The sequence below is a fragment of the Glaciihabitans tibetensis genome, assembly GCF_003003265.1.
Taxonomy (GTDB): Bacteria; Actinomycetota; Actinomycetes; order Actinomycetales; family Microbacteriaceae; genus Glaciihabitans; species Glaciihabitans tibetensis.
Genome location: NZ_PVTL01000001.1, coordinates 48188 through 66723 on the forward strand (window position 1 = coordinate 48188; position 18536 = coordinate 66723).

The window sequence follows — 18536 nt, forward strand, 5'->3', positions numbered from 1 at the left end:
TCCTCTCTATGCGGAAAGCTCGTCATCGTATGCGGTGAGCGCGACGCAAGGCCGTTTCCGGCGCCGCAGAAGAACTCCTAAGCTGGCTCCATGGCTTCACCCTGGTCCCTCTCCACCGCCCTGCGCGGGATGTTCACGAAAAAAACCATTGACGACGACACCTGGACGGACCTCGAAGACGCGCTGCTCACGGCTGATTTTGGGCCGGATGTCACGGACGCGGTCATCGATGAGTTGCGAGCGAGCGTGGCGAAGTACCACACGACCGATCCCGCGGACCTGCGACGTATGCTCCGCGAGACGCTCGAGGAACGCCTGTCCCGCCTCGACTCGACGCTCATGCTGACCAACCGCCCCGCGGTCGTGCTGGTCGTCGGGGTCAACGGCGTGGGCAAAACGACCACGATCGGTAAGTTCGCGAAGTTCCTCAACAACTACGGCCGCTCCGTGGTTGTCGGCGCCGCTGACACGTTCCGGGCTGCCGCGGTCGAGCAACTGGCGACCTGGGCCGAGCGCGGGGGAGCGTCGATCGTACGTCCCCAGCACCACGGTCAGGACCCGGCCTCGGTCGCATTCCAGACCGTGGAGCTCGCCCAACGCGAGGGCATCGAGATCGTTCTCATCGACACCGCCGGCCGGCTGCAGACCAAGAGCGGCCTGATGGACGAGCTCGGCAAGATCCGCCGCGTCATCGAAAAGCAGGCACCGATCGCCGAAGTGCTGCTGGTGCTCGATGCGACCACCGGACAGAACGGCCTGTCCCAGGCCATGGCATTCATCGAGTTCGCCGGGGTCACGGGGCTGGTCATCACCAAGCTGGATGGCTCGGCGCGGGGTGGCTTCGTGCTGGCGGTGCAGGAGCAGACCGGCATCCCGATCAAGCTCGTCGGTCAGGGTGAAAAAATCGGCGACCTCACCGGGTTCACGCCGCACGTATTTGTGCAGAACCTCATCGGCTGATCGTGTCCGAGGGAGATCCGCCGCCGCTCACCGGCCTCGCCCGGGTAGTCTCGCTCGCGGCGATCATGTTCACGGTCGTGGCGGGAACTATCTTTGTGATGGTGATCGTGCTGGGCAGTGGTGGCGACACGACCCTTGCCGCGGTTTTCGGCCCCGTCGCCATCGGTGCGACGATTCTGGGCCTCGCGTCCGCGGTCTCCGCGACGGTTCGGGCGCGCACGCGGGTGCTCGGCATCCTGTGCCTGCTCGTCCTGCTGCCGTGCGTGGTGCTGTCGCTGCTCACGCTGGTCGCGCTGAACACGTAGCTGCTGCTGCTGCTGCCACTGCGCCGCTGCCGCCGGTGCCGCTGCTACACCTCGAGGACCACTTTTCCGCGCACGGATCCGGAGCGCATGCTCTCGATGGCCGCGGCCGCCTCGCTCAGGGGAAACGTGCGATCGATTCGCGGCACGATCGAACCGTCGTCGACCAGGGCGGTGACCGCCTCGTAGTCCGCGGGATTTTCGCGTGAGACGAGCATCCGCAGTTTCTGTCGGGTGAAGATGCCGGTTACCATCGCGGCCAAGCCGCGTTCCATGCCGCCGAGGAGCGCTCCGCCGTGCTCCCCTCCGACCAGGATGAGGGTTCCCCGGCGCGTGAGAATCCGGCGCAGCATCCGAAGGGGACGGTTGCCGGCGGTGTCGATGATGACGTCCCACTGGCGGTCGAGCGCCGTCGCGTCGGTCGTGCGGTAGTCGATCACGTCGGTGGCTCCGAGGGAGTGCACGAACTCCATCTTTGCCGCGCTGCAGACACCGGTGACGGTCGCGCCCGCGGCGACCGCGATCTGCACGGCGAAGTGGCCGACTCCGCCGCCCGCACCCAGCACGAGAACGCGATCGCCGCGGGCAACGTGCGCGGCCCGCACGGCCTCGAGGGCGGTGACGGCGGAGATGGGAAGAGCCGCCGCCTGCGTATGGTCGAGCCCCTGGGGTATCGGGCGAACGCTCGCCTCGGGGGCGACGAGGTACTCGGCAAAAGCGCCGGCCGCCGAACCCATCACGTCGTCGCCGACGCTGACACGCGTGACCGCCGTACCGATCTCGACAACCTGGCCTGAAAAGGCAAGGCCCAGCCCCGGGTCGCGGGGTGCTCGCAGGCCAAACCCGAACAGTCGCATGAGGTAGGGCTGGCCCGTGACGAGATGCCAGGTGCCCGCGTCGACTCCGGCGCTGCGGACACGCACGAGTACTTCCTTCTCGCTGGGAACCGGCATGGCACGCTCGGCGAGGCGGATCGTTTCTGGGGCACCGTAAGCGGTGCGAGTTATTGCGCGCATGATCACTCTCAATCGGTAGTGGGGGAGGGGCCCTTCAGGGCCGGGTATTGGAACACCTCGTCGAGCGGCAGACCGAAGACGTGGGCGATTTGGAACGCAATCTCAAGCGAGGGCGAGTAGCGGCCCTGCTCGATGGCGATGATGGTTTGGCGCGTGACGCCCACCTGCTCGGCGAGGGCCGCCTGGGTCATCTCCCCGTGAGCGAAGCGGAGCGGGCGGATGCTGTTGGTGACGCGGGTGGCTTTCATGGTGTCGGCATTCCCCGCCGGTAGGCAGCCAATCTGGCGGCCGAGCCGACCACGGCGGACAACACGAAGCCGAGGTAGAGAAGATTGGCGATCCAGAAGTACTCGCTTTGGAGCATGGCGAGCACGAGGGCCCCGACGCCCCCCAGGACGATAAATGCCTGTCCAACGTGTTCACCGAGCCGTTCGATCTCCCGGTCCCGCTGGTCGGCCTGCCGTTCGTTCTTGGGTGCCGCAACCGCGATCGCGATGCCCGTGAGTATTCCCGCCACGATGGCCCCGCCGATGGTCGCAAGCATCAACGGGGCGTAGTCGACCTCCGTGAGAGGCCTGAAGCTGCCCGCGGTGAAGACCATCGCGAGGTACACGCTGTAGCCGATCACCGCAATGGCCGCATAGGCCCAGGCCTTCTTCTCTTCGAACGACATTTGTACTCCCATGTAAAACAAACCTGACATGACGAGAGTAAAACGACGTTGACCTCGTGTCAATAGTTTTTGACACGGAGAGTGGCGCAGGTGTGCGGGCGCGCGGCGCGGCGCCCGAAGCAGCGGGCCGAGAAGAGGCGCTCTTAGCCGAGGGCGGCCCGATACGCCGCGCCCAGCTCGACGTAGGTGACGGCGTTCTGGCGCAGTCCTTCTACTTCTTCGTCGGTCAGGCTGCGACGTACTTTCGCGGGCACGCCTGCCACCAGGGATCGAGGCGGGATGATGCTGTCCTCGAGCACGACGGAGCCTGCGGCCACCAGAGATTGTCTCCCCACGACGGCACGGTTAAGCACTGTCGCGTTCATTCCCACGAGACATCCGTCTTCGATCAAACAGCCGTGCAGCACTGTTGCGTGACCCACGCTGACGCCGGCACCCACGATCGTTGGGGTGTTTGGGTCGCCGTGAACAACGACGTTGTCCTGCAGGTTCGAGCCAGCGCCGATGCGTATCTCCGCACGATCTGCGCGCAATACCGCACCGAACAGCACGCTGGAGTTGGCAGCCAAAGTGACGGCGCCGATAAGTGTCGCGGTCGGGGCAACAAATGCGCTGGGGTCCACGGTAGGAGAGGTGCCGTCGAACGGGATAATCAGGGCCATGCGCTCAGCGTAAGACTCGGCTGGGCGATCGGAAGCACCGGCGTCGCGCACCGGTTAAACTAAAACCACCATGGCCAGCTTCGGAAACCTCTCAGATCGCCTCGCGACTACTTTCAAAAACCTCCGCGGGAAGGGCAAGCTCAGCCCCGCAGACGTTGACGGCACCGTCCGCGAGATTCGCCGCGCGCTCCTCGACGCCGACGTTGCGCTCGACGTCGTCAAGGAATTTACCGGGAGGGTGCGTGAGCGGGCCCTGAGCGATGAGGTCTCCAAGGCACTCAACCCGGCCCAGCAGGTGGTGCAGATCGTCAACGACGAGCTCATCACCATTCTCGGAGGACAACAGCGCCGCCTCGAATTCTCCAAACAGCCACCGACGGTGATTATGCTCGCCGGTCTCCAGGGTGCCGGTAAAACCACTCTTGCGGGAAAGCTTGCGAAATGGCTCGCGAAGGACGGGCACACCCCGATCCTCGTCGCAGCCGACCTCCAGCGCCCGAACGCTGTCACCCAGCTGCAGGTTGTGGGTTCGCAGGCGGGCGTTCCGGTGTTCGCGCCCGAGCCGGGCAACGGCGTCGGCAACCCCGTGCGGGTGGCCAAAGACGCGATCAAGTACGCAAAAGACAAACAGCACGATGTCGTCATCGTTGACACCGCCGGACGCCTGGGTGTCGACGCCGAGATGATGAAGCAGGCCGCAGACATCCGCAAGGCGATCAACCCCGACGAGGTGTTGTTCGTCATCGACGCGATGATCGGCCAGGACGCCGTGGCCACAGCGAAGGCCTTCCAGGCTGGTGTCGATTTCACCGCGGTCGTGCTGTCGAAGCTCGACGGCGACGCACGTGGTGGTGCTGCCCTGTCCGTTGCGTCGGTGACCGGCCGGCCGATCATCTTCGCCTCCACCGGCGAGTCGCTCGACGATTTCGAACCCTTCCACCCCGACCGCATGGCCAGCCGTATCCTCGACCTGGGTGACATCATGTCGCTCATCGAGCAGGCGCAGTCGGCGTTCGACGAGGAGGAATCGCGCAAGGTCGCGGAGAAATTCGCCACCGACACCTTCACGCTCGAGGACTTCCTTTCGCAGATGCAGCAGCTCAAGAAGATGGGCTCGCTCAAGAACATGCTGGGGATGCTCCCCGGCGCCCGCGGCATGAAGGAACAGCTCGAGAACTTCGACGAGAGCGAGCTGACCCGCACCGAGGCGATCATCCAGTCGATGACCCCGACCGAACGCCGCACCCCCAAGCTGCTCAACGGTTCGCGCCGCGCCCGCATCGCGCGCGGAGCCGGCACCACCGTGACCGAGGTGAACGGTTTGGTCAACCGGTTCGAGCAGGCCGCCAAAATGATGAAGACCGTCGCCAAGGGCGGAATGCCAAACATTCCCGGAATGGGCCCGATCCCCGGGGCAAAGTTCGGCAAGCCCAAAGTGCAGGCTAAAAAGGGCTCGAAGTCGGGCAACCCGGCCAAGCGTGCGGCCGAGAACGCTGCGTTGGCCGCGGGCTCCAAGCCCGGATCATCCACCGAACCCGCAGGGTCTGGCTTTGGCCTGGGCGGCAACAAGGGCGCGGCGCCGGGTGGCCCGAGCGAAGAAGAACTGGCCAGCCTGCAGAAGTTCCTCGGCCGGTAGGGTCCGGCGGGATCCGGCGGGAAGCGGCGGCAAGCAACTCCTCTTCTCCTTCTCTGCAGGTGGATGTCGCGAGCTCTCCACCAACCGCACAATCCACGTGTTCCCGAGGCCCCACTCGGGAAAAATTGGGGTATGGCCTTCACCGGGTTCCGCCCCACAGCTCACTCGACCGCGTTGCCGCTCGACGCTGGCGCGAGCGTGGGTGCGGCTGTTCCACTCGACGCACCGGAGGCACGAGAGGCACCCGACGGCGCAGCGGCCCGGGTGCCTGGTGGTGTTCCACTCGACGAGCCAGCCGAGGCCGCCGCCGATCTGGCACTGGCGGCGGCCTTCCGTACCGCGTTGGCCGTCGCGGGTCAGGTCCCAACCGAGGTTGCGCTGTATGACCTCGTCGATAACGCGACCGTCACTGAACTTCACCAGCTCGCCGCCGGACTACACCGTCTCGCCGGTACTCTCCTTGCGCTCACGGCGGGGCAGATTCAACGGCGTTCAGCCCCCGAGTTGGGAGCGCAGGGTATGGCACGCCAAGGTGGGCACCGTACGCCGGAGGAGATGACAAAGGCCATTGGCAAGCTCCAGCATCAAGACGCTGCGCGCGCCATCCGGCAGGGGCGGCTCATCCACGAAACACAGACCCTCGACGTCGCGAAAATAGCCGGGTCGCCACCCCCGCTCAACCCGACTACCGGTGAAGAAGTGACGGCGGCCGAGCCGTGGCTAGTCGATGTCGGACGCGCGCTCACCCGCGGCATGTCGCTGGAGGCTGCGGAATCGATCCGGCGTGGCCTCGGCGTTCCAACGGAGGGGGTATCGGCAGACGCATTGAGGGCCGCAGCACGACAGCTCTGTCGCGAGGCTGTGCACCTGGACCCTGACCGGCTCTACGCGAGAGCTCGGAGGCTGCGCGACGAACTCGACTTCGCCGGCATCGGACTCCGCGAAGAGGAGCGTCGCCAAAAACGCTCTCTGACGGTGACCAGGCAGCGGGACGGAATGGCGCGCATGGTCTGGATCATGGATCCCGAGACCTACGCTGTCGTCGGCGAAGTGTACGACCGTGCCACCTCGCCACGCCGCGGAGGCCCACGAACGTCAACCGGCGCGGCCGGCGAACTCGCTGCTCGAATCGCTGCAGACGATCGCACCACCGAGCAACTGGCATCAGACAGCTTCGCCCAGTTGCTACAGAACGGCGTCGCCACTGACCCGTCCATGGTCCTGGGCACCGGCACCCCCTCCGTGCGCATCCTGACCACCCGGCCGCTCGCGGGCGGCTCTGCGCCAGCTCGGTGTCCCGGTGGCGTGCAAGACGATCCAGCTCAGGACGATCCAGCCCAGGACGGGCCGGCCCAGGACTACCCCGCCCACCACCACATCGACCCACCAGGCCAATCGCGGGAGTCCGCGCCAGAAGACAAGTTCGGCCAATCGCGAGTGACCGCGCCAGAAGACCGGTTCGGCCCCGGCTGGATCGAAGGTCAGCAAGAACCCGTGTCCGCGGCCACGGTCGCCCGCGTCGTCTGTACGGGAACCACATCGACCGTCGAGTTCGACACCACCGGGCAACCCATCGACGTCGCCTCGGAGCAACGCCTGTATTCCCGTAAGCAGCGCCAAGGGCTGGGCGCCCGGGACGGTGGATGTCGGTGGGGAGACGCGTCCGGCGTGGGAACCTGTGATCGGCCGCCGTCGTGGACCGAGGCCCACCACATTGAGCAGTGGGACCGTGACGGAGGCCGCACCACGATTGTCAACGGCATCCTCCTCTGCAAGCACCACCACCTGACCCTTCACAACGACGGGTGGGAGATCCACCGGCGGCGCTCGACGTACTGGCTGATCCCGCCGAGGTCCGTCGACCCCGCGCAAACTCCGCGGCTGATGCCGACCCGGAGCCCCGCGTACCTACAACTCCAGCAGCAGCGTCGAGTCTGACCCGCCGCACCCGATCTCATGATTAGCTTGCCGCTATGACTTCATCTCGTCCGGTACGCCTCGGCGTCCAAGTTCAGCCGCAGCACGCTCCCTACTCGAAGATTCGCGACACGGTCGCCGAACTCGAAGACCTCGGTGTCGATATCCTGTTCAACTGGGATCACTTCTTCCCGCTCAGTGGCGAGAAGGACGGGCTCCACTTCGAGGCGTGGACGATGCTCGCCGCGTGGGCGGAGCAGACCACCCGCGTGCAGTTTGGTTCGTTGGTGAACTGCAACAGCTACCGCAACGCCGATCTGCAGGCCGATATGGCCCGCACGATTGACCACATCAGCGCCCAGTCCGGTGAGGGCAGATTCATCTTCGGTACGGGTTCTGGCTGGTTCGAGCGGGACTACGACGAATACGGTTACGAGTTCGGCACCGTTGGTCAGCGCCTGGACTCGCTCGCCGACAACCTTCCGCGCGTCGAGGCGCGGTGGGCCAAGATCAACCCGGCGCCGACTCGGAAGATCCCGATCCTGATCGGCGGTGGCGGTGAGAAGAAAACTCTCAAGATCGTGGCGAAGCATGCTGACATCTGGCACAGCTTCTCCGACGCCGAGACGATGAAGCGCAAGCTGGAGATCCTTGCGAAGCACGGCGAGGATGTCGGTCGTGACGTCAGTGAGATCGAGATCTCGACCGAACTGCGTTCCCTCGGTGAGGCTGAGGCTGACGAACTGTACGGACTCGGGACAACACTGTTTACGCTCGGCATCTCCGGGCCCGACTACCCGCTCGACGGTGTGAAGAAGTGGCTCGCCTGGCGCGACGCGAAAAACGGAGCGTAGCGGTCGAACTCAGTGCAGCCCGTCGCGCAGTTCGCCAACAAGCGATCTGACCACGGCTTTGAGATTGCCGTTATTCTGCCCGGACACCGCCAGCTGACGCTGGTAACTCGCTCCGCGGTCGAGCATGGTTTCGATTCCCATCAGCTCGTCGAGGCAGCCGAGGCGTTCGGCGACAGGTTCGAGCCGGTCGAGCAACGCCAGCAGGTCGTCCGTCACCAGCTGCTCGTTGCCGTGCGAGTCCTGAATGATGATCGCGTCCATCCCGTACCGGGCTGCGCGCCACTTGTTCTCCCGCACGAACCACGGCTGCATCGTGGGGAGGTCCAGGCCCGCGTCGAGCTTCGTCGAGAGGTCTTCCACCAGGCACTGGGCGAGCGCGCCGAGAGCCGCCACCTCGTCACTCGTGGCGAGGCCGTCGCAGAAGCGCAACTCGATGGTTCCCCACTTGGGCGACGGGCGCAGGTCCCAGCGCAACTCGGAGTGGTCTTCGATCACCCCGACGTGGGTCAGATCGCTCACCAGCTCTTCGTAGTGCGCCCACTCGCCGAGCTGGGGCGGCAGACCCGCGGTCGGCAACTGCTGAAACATCAGCGCGCGATTCGACGCGTATCCGGTCGCCTCACCCGCCCAGTACGGGCTGGAAGCGGACAACGCCTGAAAGTGCGGATAGAAACTGAGCATCCCGTTGAGGATGGGGAGCACCTTCTCCCGGTCCTCAATCCCCAGATGCATGTGCACACCCCAGATCATCATCTGTCGACCCCACCACTGCGTGCGGTCGATTAGGGTGGCATAGCGTTCGTGCCCCGGCGTTATTTCCTGCTGGAACCACTGGCTGAACGGGTGGGTTCCCGCACACATCAGGTCCACTCCCGCCGCGTCGGTCACTCCCCGGACGCGCTCGATCATGTGGTCGAGGTCAGCGACCGCTGCGCCGACACGGGGGTGGGGTGCACTCACGACTTCGACTGTGTTGGTGAGCAGCTCGGTGGTGATCTGCGGAAACTCGCCCGGCGCCCCTTCGCCCAGCTTCGCGAATACGTCGGGTGCGGCCGGGGTCAGTTCGCCCGTCGACGGATCGACGCACGCGATCTCCCACTCCAGGCCGATGCTGGACCGTGCTGACGGCGCGAATTCGATTTCCATGGAGAGAGTCTGGCAAGTTTGTCGCCCATTGGCGCGCACCACGGCCAAGTTTCGAGTAGTCCGTGCCGACTTCACTGTGCGAGCGGATGCCGCGGTGCCTATGTCTCTGGTCCTCGCTACCGTAGAGGCGTGAGTAGACCCGATCGTCCCGAACCTGTTAGATCGTCTCCGGCACCCGGGGCTGCACGCCCGGCATCCACCTCCCCGGCGCCCGGCTCCACCTCCCCAGCATCTGGCGCGGTCATCGCGGAGGCTCCTCGGGGTTGGGTTCTCACCGCGATCGTTGTCACCGTGCTGGCCTGGGCGAGCGCATTTGTGGTCATCCGGGGCACCGGCGAACACTTCAGCGGTGGTGCTCTTGCGTTGGCGCGGCTGCTGGTGGGCTCGCTTCTGCTTGGACTTCTGGTGCTCCGCGGCCGGTGGGTACGTCCCAGTTCCCGCGAATGGTTGGCGCTGGCGCTGTTCGGCGTCGCCTGGTTTGGCGCTTATAACGTGGCCCTCAACACGGCCGAGCAGACTCTCGACGCCGGCACCACAGCGATGCTCGTGAACATCGGCCCGATCCTGATCGCCCTCGGCGCGGGCATCTTCCTCGGTGAGGGAATACCGAAGTGGCTGGCGATCGGCGCTGGTGTCGCATTTGCCGGAGTGATACTCATCGGCGCGGGTAGCGGTGCGTTCACCGGAACCGTGGACGCCGCCGGTGTGATCTGGTGCCTCGTTGCAGCGGTCACCTACGCGATCGGTGTGCTGGTGCAGAAGCCACTGCTGCGTAACCTGCCGTCAGCGCAGGTGACGTGGCTGGGGTGCGTTGCCGGAACGATCGCGTGCCTGCCCTTCGCGGGATCACTCGCTGGTGACCTGCGCGACGCGCCCGTCAGCGCCGTCCTCGGTGCTGTCTACCTTGGCGCGGTACCCACAGCACTCGCGTTCACCACCTGGGGATATGCGCTCGCACGGGTGCCCGCCGGCCGACTCAGCATTTCCACCTATGTGGTTCCTCCGCTGGTGATCCTGCTGGCCCTCGTGGTGTTCGGAGAGGTACCGCCGTTGCTCGCGATCCTGGGTGGGGCGGTGTGCCTGGTCGGCGTTGCGTTGAGCCGCAGAAAGCCGCGCGTTCGCGGGTGACCAGCCCCGGGGCATCCCGCCCATCTCAAGCAACCTAGACTCAGCGATCGTCGACTCAGCGATCGTCGACTCAGCCATCGTCAACTCACACGTGGTCGGCCAGCCCATGCTCCACTCACTCATGGCCGAGCGTCGACTCCTCTGGCCCGGCCGAACCTGGCCGCACCCGACCCGACCTGACCCGACCCGACCCGACCTGACCCGGCCTAACCTGGCCCGGCCGAACCTGACCTGACTTGACCTGACCTAACCTGGCCCGACCCAACCCAACCCGACCCGACCCGACCTGACGTGACCTGGCCTGGCCTGGCCTGAACTGAACTGGCTTGCCACGACCCGCTCGGGCGAACCTCGCCGCGACGCCGTTGCGGCAGGATTTTCCGACAATTGGACGAAATCCGCCCGGGTGGTAGGCGTGTATGCCAAGTATCTGGCAGAATAGGGAGTCGCGTCCGTCGTCGTCCGACCCTCTAATCAGACCCGATGGACACCCTTAGAGCTTTTTTGCCGAGTGTGCCCCCACGCTCACGGCTAGCAGTTCGACACCCTTATAAGTAATTCAGGAGAATTGTGGCTGTCAAGATCCGTTTGAAGCGCATGGGCAAGATCCGTGCACCGTACTACCGCATCGTTGTTGCCGACTCGCGCACCAAGCGCGACGGTCGTGTCATCGAAGAGATCGGCCTGTATCACCCGACCGAGGAGCCCTCGTACATCGAGGTCAAGTCGGAGCGCGCGCAGTACTGGCTGGGCGTCGGCGCGCAGCCGTCCCCGCAGGTTGAAGCAATCCTGAAGCTCACGGGCGACTGGGGAACCTTCAAGGGTGACAAGGACGCTGTCAGCACCGTCAAGGTCAAGGAAGCGAAGGTTCCCTTCGAAGCCGACCTCAAGAAGAAGCCGGTTCTCAAGCCCAAGTCCGAGAAGCCTGCTCCCGTCGTTGAGACCGTCGTAGCCGACGAGCCCGACGCTGCTGCAGACGCCGACCAGGCATAGCAGCATGCTCGCTACCGCCCTCGAACACCTCGTCAAGGGGATCGTAGATAACCCCGCCGAAGTGAAGGTTGTAGCAAAGAACTCTCCCCGTGGCGAGGTCCTTGAGGTGCGCGTGCACCCCGAGGACCTCGGCCGGGTCATCGGGCGCGCCGGTCGCACCGCGAAGGCTCTCCGCACGCTGATCGCGGCACTTGCCGACGGCAAGCGTGTGCGCGTCGACGTGGTAGACACCGACTCCTAGTCGTGGCTGCTTCTGACAATGCGTCGGCCTCCGGGCGCACGCAGCTTCGCATCGGGCGTCTCACTAAGGCGCACGGCCTCAAAGGCGCAATAAAGATCGAGCTATACACGGATGACCCGGAGCGACGTTTCGTCCCCGGTGCCGTGTTCTCGCTCCAGGTTCCGACCGGGCACGCCTGGCACGGCAAAACCCTCGAGCTCGTCGAGCTTCGCTGGTACAACAGCCACGCGGTGGGCTTTTTCAAGGATGTGCCGGATCGCAGCGCCGCCGAGGCCCTGGTCAAGGCGATTCTCTGGGTCGAGCAGGATGCCGCAGAGCTCCCCGAAGAAGAAGACGCCTGGTACGACCATCAGCTGGTGGGACTGACAGTGCTTCGCGACGGGGTGAAGGTCGGCGTCGTCTCGCAGATCGATCACTTCCCGGCACAGGATCTGCTCACGGTGAAAACCGACGACGGCGACGTTCTCGTGCCGTTCGTAAAGGCGATCGTCACCGCGGTCGACGTCAAGGCGGGCACGCTCACCGTGACCCCGCCGCCCGGATTGTTCGAGCAGCTCCCTGAGGACGAGCTCGACCCCGAGTTGGCCGCTCGACCCACCACCGAGAGCGAATAGTCGCCTCACCGGGACTTTCGTCCCGCAAATCGGTGTTCCCCGAGTTCTACCATTGAACGTCGGCCTCTCGGCTGATCCATATGGGAGAAGCGCCGAATGTCGTACGTCAAGCCGGACCAGTTGATCGACGCGATTGTGCACTCCGGTGTCGACAAATCCAACCTCACCGTCTGGCAGATGATCGCCCGGGGCACCCTCGCCGGCGCGATTCTCGGTGCCGCGACCACCGTCGCCCTCACCGCATCGGTGCAGACGGGGCTTCCCATCGTGGGCGCTGTGCTCTTTCCCGTCGGTTTCGTCATCATCATCCTGCTCGGGCTCGAGCTGGTGACCGGCAGTTTCGCTCTGATCCCCCTCGCCGTGATGGAAGGCCGCACGAGCCTCGCGAAGTGCGTGAAGAACTTCGCGATCGTGATTGTGTCGCATATCTTCGGAGCGGTGCTATACGCGGCCCTCTACACATTCGCCATCACGTACGCGGGCACGGATACATCCGACCCCATGATCGAGGCGATCATTCACTTGGCCGAGCACAAGGTGCTGCCCTACGCGGCGGCGGGCGGCGCCGGCATCGCCGTGGTCGTCATCAAGGCGATGCTCTGCAACTGGATGGTTGCGATCGGCACCATCATCTCGTACAGCTCGACATCCACCTCAGGAAAAATCCTCGCCATGTGGCTGCCCGTCACCATTTTCTTCAGTCTCGGACTCGAGCACGCCGTCGTGAACATGTTCGCGATTCCTGCAGGGATGATGCTGGGAGCGGATGTCAGCTTCGGACAGTGGTGGGGCTGGAACCAGGGTCCGGTATTGCTCGGTAACCTGCTCGGGGCGATGCTCTTCACAGCGCTGCCGATCTACTTCTCACATCGCACGCGAGTGAGAAGCGCCTCCGAGCCGCGCGCCGGGCACGCTTCGGGCCAGCGCAGCGCAACTGCTTCGGACGGACGCACTGAGACCACCCATGATGAACCCAACGGGACCGCCGCGAACGGCGAGTCTCTGCTCGAACCACGCGCTGCTGCGGAGTCGGGGGCGTTGCAGCACTCCTAGACTCCTTAGCGTGCGCATCGACATCCTGACCATCTTCCCCGAGTTTTTCTCCGTTCTGGACGTTTCCCTCGTTGGTAAGGCGAGAGCGTCCGGACTCATCGCGCTGTCCGTGCATGACCTCCGCGACTTCACCCACGACAGGCACCGCACGGTCGACGACACACCGTACGGCGGCGGTGCGGGCATGGTCATGAAGCCAGAACCATGGGGCGAAGCTCTCGACTCAATCCTCGCTGACGCCGTCGTAGAGACGACCGTTGTGTTCCCGTCGCCGGCGGGGGAGCGATTCACCCAGGCGACGGCCCGCGAACTCGCGCTCAGCCCCCACCTCGTATTCGGGTGCGGGCGATACGAGGGAATCGACCAGCGCGTCATCGACCACACCCGTACCCGTGCGAACGTGCGTGAGATCAGTCTCGGGGACTACGTTCTCAACGGCGGCGAGGTCGCGGCCATGGCCATGATCGAGGCGATCGGTCGACTGGTGCCGGGCATGGTGGGAAATCCGGAGAGCCTCACCGAGGAGAGTCACGAAGACGGTCTGCTCGAGTACCCCAGCTACACCAAGCCGTCGGCCTGGCGAGGGCTCGAAGTTCCGCCGGTGCTGTTGAGCGGCAACCATGCCAAGATCGCGCAGTGGCGGCACGCCCAGCAAGTGGAACGTACCGAGCGCGTCCGCCCCGATCTGTTGCCCGGCTGACTCACGGACGAGTAACGGTCAGGACCAGCGCGCTGGCGGGGCGCGCGTGCGGTCAGGAGGCGCGTGCGGTCAGAACGAGCGTGCGTGCTGGCGGGACGAGCGTGCGGTCAGGACCAGCGCGCTGGCGGGACGAGCATGCGGTCAGGACGAGCGTGCGGTCAGGACGAGCGGGCCGTCCGCCGTGATCGCGACGGTGTGCTCAGCGTGCGCCGCGCGCGAGCCGTCTGCGCTGCGCAGCGTCCAGCCGTCGCGATCGGTGTAGATCTTGTCCGTGGTGTGCATGAACCACGGCTCAATCGCGAACACCAGGCCCTCGCGCAGCGGCACCCCGCGTTTGGCGCGTCCGTCGTTCGGGACATGGGGATCGCCGTGCATGGTGCGTCCCACACCGTGACCGCCGAAGTCAGTGTTCACTCCGAGACCGGCACTGCGGGCGACGGAACCGATGGCCGCAGACACATCGCCCATCTTTCCGCCGGCGATAGCGGCGGCGATGCCTGCTTCCAGCGCGAAGTCCGTGACCTCGATGAGTCTGAGATCCTCTTCCCGGGGCGTGCCGACAATCATGGTCAACGCTGAATCGCACACCCATCCATTGACAGACGCGGCAAAGTCGAGGCTGATCATGTCGCCATCGCGCAGGCGGTAGTCGTGGGGGAGACCGTGCAGCGCGGCGTCATTGACCGACGTGCAGATGACCTTTCCAAACGGCGAGGCGCCGAAGGAGGGGTGGTAGTCGATGTAACAGCTCTCGGCGCCGCTGCTGCGAATCATGCCGTGCGCGAGCTTGTCAAGGGTGAGAAGGTTCACACCGACTGCCGCAGCTTCGGACGTTGCCTCGAGCACGCTGGCCACGAAGCTGCCCGCCGCTCGCATCTCATCGATCTCGGCGCGGGTGCGTAGTTCGATCACGGAACGACCGGGAGGTGGGTGGATTCTCTAAGGTAGCCGCGAGCGATCTCGCGTGCTTTCTGGATGAATCTCTCATCACCCTGCGGCTCAAGAAGGAATGCTCGCTTCATGAGCGCGTTTTCGATTTCGACGATGATCTCCAGATCGAAGATCAGGTCGTCGGTCGGCACGAAGTTGTACTTCTCGCCGAGGATTCCCGCGATCGCGCGCGAGAAGACACCATTGTTGCTCAAGCTCGGGTCGAGGAACCGGTCGTTGATGACGTCACCGAAGCGGAGGGCGCGGAAGCCGACGTGATTGCGATGCATGTCAACGAAGGTGTCGATGGCGGCGTCCAGCGCATTCCGCCATGCGTTCTGGTCGTTTTCCAGCGCCGCGAACACCCGGTCGGTGTAGTGCTCGAGGTTGCGTGCCGCGAGGGCGCGAAGGAGGGATTGGATGTTTGGAAAGTACCGGTACACAACACCGACGGATGAGCCGGACCGGATCGCGACGTCGCTGGTGGTGAGACTGTCGATTCCGTCGGCGTGGATGATTTCCGCCGCTGCGTCGAGCAACTTTTCGACCCGCTGCGCGCTGCGCTGCTGAATGGGCTCTGTCCGGACCAGGCCTTGGACAGTGGGAACTTCCTGCTGGTCGTTCATGAGAATGTGTCTTCCGATCGGGTAGCGTGCCACTGCTGAAGATACCCTTAAGTTATGTCCTATCGCCGACTTCTTTACCTCGGCCAGTTCGTGGCCGCGGTTGTTCTCCCCACGTGGGTGCTGGTTTCGCGGGGGATACTTGCCGACGGGGTGGGTTGGGAACTTCTGGTATATCTCTTCGCCTGCCCGGCGCTGTTTCTGTCAATGGTCGTAGTGGGCGCGCTGATCAACGCGCGCGTCAGCGTACGGTCGATCCGCGCGGTCTCGTGGCGCGACGCGTCGCTGCTGACGGTCTGGTACCTCGCGATTGTGGCGTACGGACTGTGGGCGTTCCAAGCCCTAGCGGTCGCCGTGGTGCTGCTCTCGATCGCGGCCTTCTGGGTGTCAGCCTGGACGCTGTTCCGCGAAACCCGGGCCCGATTCCGAGGAATTGTTGCGGACTTCGAGCGCGCGGCGCAACCTCCGGGGGCCGCCGGACCTACCGTCGAGCCGCGGCGCATCATTGTGATCAACCCCGATGAGAAACCCCGGTGAGACAAAGCCTGGCCCGGATCGCTCCGTGGGTTAGCAGCTTTGGCTTGCGTATGGCAGAATTACCCCTTGTGCCATGTTTCGGCTCTGCCACAGGGGAGCAAACGGTTCGGGCACACCCTTCATTCTTTTACATAACAGAACGTGATCGACCTGTGGCGGTTACAGAGAGCGACAAGCCATGAGCCATCTCCTCGAAGGCGTCGACGCAGCTTCACTGCGTTCGGACGTCCCCGACTTCCGCGCGGGTGACACCGTCAAGGTGCACGTAAACATCATTGAAGGTACCCGTTCACGTATCCAGGTCTTCCAGGGTGTCGTTATCGGTCGCCAGGGTGACAGCGTTCGCGAGACCTTCACGGTCCGTAAGGTCAGCTTCCAGGTTGGCGTCGAGCGTACCTTCCCGGTGCACTCCCCGGTCATCGATCACATCGAGATTGTGACGCGCGGCGATGTTCGCCGCGCGAAGCTGTACTACCTGCGCGACCTGCGCGGCAAGAAGGCAAAGATCAAGGAAAAGCGTTTCAACTAACTGACGCGCCAATCCACCTCGAGCTCCCTGCATCTACACTTGGCAGGGAGCTCGATGCTTTAACAATCAGGGCTTAAACGACAGGCGCATGAATGACGGACACAGTTTGACGGACACAGTAGACGAGACGCCAGACGGCAGTCTTGATCGACCACGGGACCGTCGGGCAAAGAGCGCGATGCGCTTCGCCCGAGACATCCTGCTCATCTTTCTTGCGGCCCTGCTGATTTCGTTTTTGATCAAGACGTTCCTGATTCGATCCTTCTACATTCCGTCCGAGTCGATGGAACAGACTCTCGTTCTCAACGACCGGATCATCGTCAACGAACTCACTCCCGACCTGGTGCCGATCAGTCGAGGCGACGTGATTGTCTTCCAGGACCCGGGCAACTGGCTTCAGCCCCAGCCCGTTGTTGAGAAGAATCCGCTCGCTGCGGCCATCGACTCTGCGCTCGGCTTCGTCGGGCTGAGTGCGACCGACAGCAACGACCACCTCATCAAGCGGGTCATCGGGCTTCCCGGGGACCACGTGATCTGCTGTGACGAGTTCGGCAGGCTGACCGTCAATGGCACCGCGCTCGAAGAGCCGTACACCCAGCTCAAGGACGGGTTTACCGACGCGTCACCGGAGACGTTTGACATCGTGGTGCCCGAGGACTCCCTCTGGGTCATGGGCGACAACCGATACCAGTCTGCGGATTCGGCGTACCACCACGCGAACGAACCCGGCCACGAGTACGTCCCGTACGACGACGTCGTCGGGCGGGCCTTTGTCGTCAGTTGGCCGCTGAGTCGCTGGGCCTGGCTCGACAATTACCCGCTGGTTTTCAGCGATGTCGAGGACGCGAGCAACTAGTCGTGGCTGTTGCCGAACCCACCCTTGAGTTCGAGACGGAGTTGCACAACTCGGGCGCGCGCTACGTCATCGGGTGCGACGAAGTCGGTAGGGGTGCCATTGCCGGTCCCGTCGGAGTGGGAGTGTGCTTGGTGGATGCCGCGGTCGGCGCTCACCCGGAAGGCCTCAGGGATTCCAAACTCCTCAGTGAGAAGCGTCGGGAGGAACTCGCTCCCCGCGCGGCGCTGTGGGCTCGTTTCAGTGCGGTGGGTCTCGCCACTGCCGAGGAAGTGGACGCCGTCGGCATCATCGCGGCGCTGGGGATAGCCGGAAAGCGTGCGCTTGCGAGCCTCCACCAGGCCGGTGCGAACGTGCGTGACAGCGTCATCCTGCTCGACGGCTCGCACGACTGGCTTTCTCCGTCGCTGGCCACACCATTGCGGGTGCGTACCCGGGTCAAAGCAGATCGCGACTGCGCGTCTGTATCCGCGGCATCCGTTCTCGCCAAGGTGCACCGCGACCGCCTTATGATCGCTGCCGACCTGGCACACCCGGGATATGGCTGGGCGTCCAACAAGGGTTACGGCTCGGTCGCCCATTTCGACGCAATAGCTGCGCTCGGGGCGACGCCGCTGCACCGGCACACCTGGTTGCGCTCGGCGACGCCGACGATCCTGGACCCAGGGGCGTCAGGCGGCGGCGAAACGGGTGCCTCGGGCAACGGAATTGTCAACGCTGTGCACGCCTCGAGCCTGCTCGCGGAAAACGCCTAGACTGATCCCAGCATGGAAGAAGACGAATTCGAAGACTACGACCGAGAGGTCGAGCTTGCTCTCTATCGGGAGTACCGCGACGTGGTGTCGCAATTCCGTTATGTCGTGGAGACGGAGCGCAGGTTTTATCTCGCCAACGAGGTCAGCCTGGTGCGTCAGGACACGGAGCATGACTTCTATTTCGAACTCACCATGAGTGACGTGTGGGTCTGGGACGTCTACCGTTCCGACCGGTTTGTGAAGTCCGTGCGCGTTCTCACGTTCAAGGACGTCAACGTCGAGGAGCTCAGCGCGAAAGAGCTGGAGCTGCCGAAGGAACTCGCGCTCGACGAGTAGTCGCGCTCGACCTTGTAGCGGCGCTCACCTTGTCGCGGCGCTCGACGAGTAGCCGTGGTCGACATGTAGCCGCGCTCA

General features: G+C 64.4%; 23 protein-coding genes. 16 read left to right on the forward strand and 7 right to left on the reverse strand.

The genetic code is table 11. From position 1 onward, the window contains the following. The first annotated feature begins 90 nt into the window (after window positions 1–90). Complete coding sequence (ftsY, locus tag B0I08_RS00215) at window positions 91–960, forward strand: signal recognition particle-docking protein FtsY (RefSeq protein ID WP_106208676.1); 870 nt, start codon at window positions 91–93, stop codon at window positions 958–960. 2 nt (window positions 961–962) lie between these two features. Beyond that, window positions 963–1265 (forward strand): hypothetical protein, encoded by a 303-nt coding sequence (locus B0I08_RS00220; RefSeq protein WP_106208678.1) that lies wholly within the window; start codon window positions 963–965, stop codon window positions 1263–1265. 44 nt (window positions 1266–1309) lie between these two features. On the opposite strand, the gene B0I08_RS00225 is transcribed toward B0I08_RS00220, so the two are convergent. The 4 genes from B0I08_RS00225 to B0I08_RS00240 all read right to left on the reverse strand — a co-directional run bounded on the left by B0I08_RS00225 (window position 1310) and on the right by B0I08_RS00240 (window position 3613). Next, window positions 1310–2278: an NAD(P)-dependent alcohol dehydrogenase gene (locus B0I08_RS00225; RefSeq protein WP_106209903.1), complete on the reverse strand. Its 969-nt coding sequence runs from the start codon at window positions 2276–2278 to the stop codon at window positions 1310–1312. A gap of 8 nt (window positions 2279–2286) precedes the next feature. Then, window positions 2287–2526, reverse strand: a complete 240-nt coding sequence (locus B0I08_RS00230; RefSeq protein ID WP_106208680.1) for a helix-turn-helix transcriptional regulator — start codon at window positions 2524–2526, stop codon at window positions 2287–2289. Beyond that, window positions 2523–2981: a hypothetical protein gene (locus tag B0I08_RS00235; RefSeq protein WP_245884411.1), complete on the reverse strand. Its 459-nt coding sequence runs from the start codon at window positions 2979–2981 to the stop codon at window positions 2523–2525. The genes B0I08_RS00230 and B0I08_RS00235 overlap by 4 nt, the downstream gene beginning before the upstream one ends. 113 nt (window positions 2982–3094) lie before the next feature. Next, window positions 3095–3613 (reverse strand): gamma carbonic anhydrase family protein, encoded by a 519-nt coding sequence (locus B0I08_RS00240; RefSeq protein WP_106209905.1) that lies wholly within the window; start codon window positions 3611–3613, stop codon window positions 3095–3097. A 70-nt stretch (window positions 3614–3683) separates the two neighbouring features. Between B0I08_RS00240 and ffh the strand changes: the two genes are divergently transcribed. From ffh to B0I08_RS00255, 3 genes are all read left to right on the forward strand, one after another. Next, window positions 3684–5249, forward strand: a complete 1566-nt coding sequence (gene ffh, locus B0I08_RS00245; protein WP_106208684.1) for a signal recognition particle protein — start codon at window positions 3684–3686, stop codon at window positions 5247–5249. A 132-nt stretch (window positions 5250–5381) separates the two neighbouring features. Beyond that, the gene (locus B0I08_RS00250; RefSeq protein WP_181243094.1) at window positions 5382–7187 is read left to right on the forward strand and encodes an HNH endonuclease signature motif containing protein; all 1806 of its coding nucleotides are present in this window, start codon (window positions 5382–5384) and stop codon (window positions 7185–7187) included. 35 nt (window positions 7188–7222) lie between these two features. Beyond that, window positions 7223–8020: an LLM class F420-dependent oxidoreductase gene (locus B0I08_RS00255; RefSeq protein WP_106208688.1), complete on the forward strand. Its 798-nt coding sequence runs from the start codon at window positions 7223–7225 to the stop codon at window positions 8018–8020. 9 nt (window positions 8021–8029) lie between these two features. Here the strand turns inward: B0I08_RS00255 and B0I08_RS00260 are convergent, their stop codons facing one another. Next, complete coding sequence (locus B0I08_RS00260) at window positions 8030–9166, reverse strand: glutamate--cysteine ligase (RefSeq protein ID WP_106208690.1); 1137 nt, start codon at window positions 9164–9166, stop codon at window positions 8030–8032. Between the two features lie 129 nt (window positions 9167–9295). On the opposite strand from B0I08_RS00260, the gene B0I08_RS00265 reads away from it, so the two are divergent. The 6 genes from B0I08_RS00265 (at window position 9296) to trmD (ending at window position 13895) form a co-directional block, all read left to right on the forward strand. After that, window positions 9296–10294 carry a DMT family transporter gene (locus tag B0I08_RS00265; RefSeq protein WP_219905585.1) on the forward strand — a complete coding sequence of 333 codons (999 nt, stop codon included), beginning with the start codon at window positions 9296–9298 and terminating at the stop codon, window positions 10292–10294. Between the two features lie 570 nt (window positions 10295–10864). Next, window positions 10865–11287, forward strand: coding sequence for a 30S ribosomal protein S16 (gene rpsP / locus B0I08_RS00270; protein WP_106208692.1), 423 nt, complete (start codon window positions 10865–10867; stop codon window positions 11285–11287). Between the two features lie 4 nt (window positions 11288–11291). Continuing rightward, window positions 11292–11528, forward strand: coding sequence for an RNA-binding protein (locus B0I08_RS00275; protein ID WP_106208694.1), 237 nt, complete (start codon window positions 11292–11294; stop codon window positions 11526–11528). A 2-nt stretch (window positions 11529–11530) separates the two neighbouring features. Further along, on the forward strand, window positions 11531–12142 hold the full coding sequence (gene rimM, locus B0I08_RS00280; RefSeq protein ID WP_245884413.1) for a ribosome maturation factor RimM: 612 nt from the start codon (window positions 11531–11533) through the stop codon (window positions 12140–12142). A 96-nt stretch (window positions 12143–12238) separates the two neighbouring features. Continuing rightward, on the forward strand, window positions 12239–13195 hold the full coding sequence (locus tag B0I08_RS00285; protein WP_106208696.1) for a formate/nitrite transporter family protein: 957 nt from the start codon (window positions 12239–12241) through the stop codon (window positions 13193–13195). A 10-nt stretch (window positions 13196–13205) separates the two neighbouring features. Further along, window positions 13206–13895: a tRNA (guanosine(37)-N1)-methyltransferase TrmD gene (trmD, locus tag B0I08_RS00290; protein ID WP_106208698.1), complete on the forward strand. Its 690-nt coding sequence runs from the start codon at window positions 13206–13208 to the stop codon at window positions 13893–13895. A gap of 141 nt (window positions 13896–14036) precedes the next feature. Here trmD and map read toward each other — a convergent pair whose 3' ends face one another. Both map and B0I08_RS00300 read right to left on the reverse strand, forming a co-directional pair. Further along, window positions 14037–14807 (reverse strand): type I methionyl aminopeptidase, encoded by a 771-nt coding sequence (gene map / locus B0I08_RS00295; protein WP_106208700.1) that lies wholly within the window; start codon window positions 14805–14807, stop codon window positions 14037–14039. Then, window positions 14804–15451 carry a TetR/AcrR family transcriptional regulator gene (locus B0I08_RS00300; RefSeq protein ID WP_106208701.1) on the reverse strand — a complete coding sequence of 216 codons (648 nt, stop codon included), beginning with the start codon at window positions 15449–15451 and terminating at the stop codon, window positions 14804–14806. The genes map and B0I08_RS00300 overlap by 4 nt, the downstream gene beginning before the upstream one ends. Window positions 15452–15505: 54 nt before the next feature. Here B0I08_RS00300 and B0I08_RS00305 point away from each other — a divergent pair, with 54 nt between their 5' ends. The 5 genes from B0I08_RS00305 to B0I08_RS00325 all read left to right on the forward strand — a co-directional run bounded on the left by B0I08_RS00305 (window position 15506) and on the right by B0I08_RS00325 (window position 18458). Then, a complete protein-coding gene (locus B0I08_RS00305) occupies window positions 15506–15985 on the forward strand; it encodes an MFS transporter (RefSeq protein WP_106208703.1) in 480 nt (159 codons plus the stop codon). 178 nt (window positions 15986–16163) lie between these two features. Further along, a complete protein-coding gene (gene rplS / locus B0I08_RS00310) occupies window positions 16164–16514 on the forward strand; it encodes a 50S ribosomal protein L19 (RefSeq protein ID WP_106208705.1) in 351 nt (116 codons plus the stop codon). 88 nt (window positions 16515–16602) lie between these two features. Then, window positions 16603–17370, forward strand: coding sequence for a signal peptidase I (lepB, locus tag B0I08_RS00315; protein WP_245884415.1), 768 nt, complete (start codon window positions 16603–16605; stop codon window positions 17368–17370). A gap of 2 nt (window positions 17371–17372) precedes the next feature. Then, window positions 17373–18122 (forward strand): ribonuclease HII, encoded by a 750-nt coding sequence (locus B0I08_RS00320; RefSeq protein WP_106208709.1) that lies wholly within the window; start codon window positions 17373–17375, stop codon window positions 18120–18122. A gap of 12 nt (window positions 18123–18134) precedes the next feature. Continuing rightward, window positions 18135–18458, forward strand: coding sequence for a DUF2469 family protein (locus tag B0I08_RS00325; RefSeq protein ID WP_106208711.1), 324 nt, complete (start codon window positions 18135–18137; stop codon window positions 18456–18458). Window positions 18459–18536: the final 78 nt, after the last annotated feature.

Coding starts and splice junctions, on each gene's coding strand:
- ftsY (WP_106208676.1), top strand. CDS start 91: ATGGCTTCACCCTGGTCCCTCTCCACCGCCCTGCGCGGGATGTTCACG.
- B0I08_RS00225 (WP_106209903.1), bottom strand. CDS start 2,278: ATGCGCGCAATAACTCGCACCGCTTACGGTGCCCCAGAAACGATCCGC.
- B0I08_RS00230 (WP_106208680.1), bottom strand. CDS start 2,526: ATGAAAGCCACCCGCGTCACCAACAGCATCCGCCCGCTCCGCTTCGCT.
- B0I08_RS00235 (WP_245884411.1), bottom strand. CDS start 2,981: ATGTCAGGTTTGTTTTACATGGGAGTACAAATGTCGTTCGAAGAGAAG.
- B0I08_RS00240 (WP_106209905.1), bottom strand. CDS start 3,613: ATGGCCCTGATTATCCCGTTCGACGGCACCTCTCCTACCGTGGACCCC.
- ffh (WP_106208684.1), top strand. CDS start 3,684: ATGGCCAGCTTCGGAAACCTCTCAGATCGCCTCGCGACTACTTTCAAA.
- B0I08_RS00250 (WP_181243094.1), top strand. CDS start 5,382: ATGGCCTTCACCGGGTTCCGCCCCACAGCTCACTCGACCGCGTTGCCG.
- B0I08_RS00255 (WP_106208688.1), top strand. CDS start 7,223: ATGACTTCATCTCGTCCGGTACGCCTCGGCGTCCAAGTTCAGCCGCAG.
- B0I08_RS00260 (WP_106208690.1), bottom strand. CDS start 9,166: ATGGAAATCGAATTCGCGCCGTCAGCACGGTCCAGCATCGGCCTGGAG.
- B0I08_RS00275 (WP_106208694.1), top strand. CDS start 11,292: ATGCTCGCTACCGCCCTCGAACACCTCGTCAAGGGGATCGTAGATAAC.
- B0I08_RS00285 (WP_106208696.1), top strand. CDS start 12,239: ATGTCGTACGTCAAGCCGGACCAGTTGATCGACGCGATTGTGCACTCC.
- B0I08_RS00300 (WP_106208701.1), bottom strand. CDS start 15,451: ATGAACGACCAGCAGGAAGTTCCCACTGTCCAAGGCCTGGTCCGGACA.
- B0I08_RS00305 (WP_106208703.1), top strand. CDS start 15,506: ATGTCCTATCGCCGACTTCTTTACCTCGGCCAGTTCGTGGCCGCGGTT.
- rplS (WP_106208705.1), top strand. CDS start 16,164: ATGAGCCATCTCCTCGAAGGCGTCGACGCAGCTTCACTGCGTTCGGAC.
- lepB (WP_245884415.1), top strand. CDS start 16,603: ATGAATGACGGACACAGTTTGACGGACACAGTAGACGAGACGCCAGAC.
- B0I08_RS00325 (WP_106208711.1), top strand. CDS start 18,135: ATGGAAGAAGACGAATTCGAAGACTACGACCGAGAGGTCGAGCTTGCT.